The sequence below is a fragment of the Pseudotamlana agarivorans genome (assembly GCF_001642835.1).
GTDB classification, from domain to species: Bacteria; Bacteroidota; Bacteroidia; order Flavobacteriales; family Flavobacteriaceae; genus Pseudotamlana; species Pseudotamlana agarivorans.
In genome coordinates, this window is sequence record NZ_LXEI01000046.1 from 1 (window position 1) to 1208 (window position 1208).

1 protein-coding gene is annotated in these 1208 nt (G+C 34.4%); it reads left to right on the forward strand.

The annotated features are described in order from the left end of the window. Window positions 1-1208, forward strand: a 1208-nt coding sequence (locus tag A6I66_RS16365) for an SUMF1/EgtB/PvdO family nonheme iron enzyme (RefSeq protein ID WP_169815750.1), incomplete at both ends; no start/stop codon positions are given.

Consider the following 1208-nt stretch of genomic DNA (forward strand, 5'->3'; position numbering starts at 1 on the left):
GGTATTTTATCAATTAGTGATACATTTTCATTTACAACCATTAGAGAAAATACGTTGCCTACCATACCAAATTTATTATCACCTGTAAATGGCTTAACAGATGTAAATGCAAAACCTACTTTATCATGGTCTAAAAGTATAGATGCCGATAATGACCCAATAACCTATCGTGTATTTTTTAAAGAAGACCATCCTGGAAGTGATTTTAGTTTTTTAACAGAAACTACAGAAACTTCATATACCATTTCAACAACTTTAAAAGATTATACATCCTACATTTGGTATATAAAAGCAATAGATGGTTATGAAGGTGCCAATGCGTCTGTTAGTTCTAATACCGCATCGTTTATAGTAGAAAATTATCAAAATGATGCCCCCACAGCATTCTCTTTATCTACTCCTCAAGATAACGCTACCAATAGAGGGTTTCATGTAAATCTCTCTTGGAATGCAAGTTCAGATGCTGATGGAGAATCCATTACTTATGATGTTTATGCAGATGCAAATAGTAACCCACAAACATTAATAGCCTCAAATATTTCTAAAACAACATTTTTACATACGTTTAACACTTATGGTGAAATTTATTGGAAAGTAGTTGCAAAAGATAATTTTGGGCACGAAACAACATCCAATATTTGGTCTTTTACTTGTTGGAAAAACAGTCCTATTGAACAACCCGAAATGATTAATGTGGAAGGTGGGGCATTTACCATGGGGCAATCTGAACTAACTCAAATTCAAATAGGTGTTTTAATTAATGGAGATCCACTTTATATGGACATATCAAACGAAAACCCCGCACATCAAATAACTTTAAGTGATTACAATATAGGGAAGTATGAAGTAACCAATACCCAATATGTCGCATTTTTAAATAGTATACTTGATGATATTGTAATTCAACCCACCGATTTTAAAGCTCACCGACGTGAAAGTTTTTATTATAGAAGAGCATCCTATAAAGGGGAACTAGCACTATGTCAAATTTTTGATGCCACAAGAGATTTAAGTACTCGAGCAAATATTGATTATGAACCTCGTCACGACTCGCCCATTATTTGGAATGGTACGTCTTTTGAACTTGATGAAAATTATGCAGATCATCCCATTCGATGGATGTATTATACAGGTGCGAAATTGTACGGTGAATGGTTAGGTAATTACCGTATTCCAACAGAGGCCGAGTGGGAATACGCCGCTTTTGG